General features: G+C 44.2%; 1 protein-coding gene. It reads right to left on the reverse strand.

The window, feature by feature from the left end; genetic code table 11:
- Window positions 1-77 precede the first annotated feature (77 nt).
- The gene (yciA, locus tag R7044_RS26725) at window positions 78-473 is read right to left on the reverse strand and encodes an acyl-CoA thioester hydrolase YciA (RefSeq protein ID WP_005459205.1); all 396 of its coding nucleotides are present in this window, start codon (window positions 471-473) and stop codon (window positions 78-80) included.
- Window positions 474-591: the final 118 nt, after the last annotated feature.

Consider the following 591-nt stretch of genomic DNA (forward strand, 5'->3'; position numbering starts at 1 on the left):
AACGTCTTTTTTGAACCTCTCACAAGTGAACAATAGAAAATGTGAGATTCTTCCTAGCAATTCGATTTTATGACGACTTAGCTTTGCACTGGACGTGGTTTGCCTTCACTGTCGATGGCTACATAGTTAAAGGTTGCTTCACAAACCATGAAACGATCTTCGATGCCGTCGACTTTCACTGGTTTCACCCAGACTTCTAGGTCAACGCTCATAGATGTACGGCCGATTTTCTTACACACGCCGTAACAACAAACCACGTCACCTACGCTGACTGGTTTTTTAAATGTAATGCTTGAAACAGAAACGGTAACGACGCGACCAGAACAGATCTCTTTCGCCAGAATCGCACCCGCCAAGTCAAGTTGAGACATTATCCAACCACCAAAGATATCGCCGTTTGCATTTGTATCAGCGGGCATTGCAAGAGTACGAAGCAGAAGCTGGCCTTTCGGAGAGTTAAATTCTTGGCTCATAGTGACATCCTAAATCTTCAAGGGCGCTCAAAAAAAGCGCAAATATGGTGTGCCAATAAGAATACTAATGCAGTAATTATTGGTCCGTTGAACAAAACAGCGACCCGAAGGTCGCTGT

It is taken from the genome of Vibrio sp. 1402, assembly GCF_033340275.1.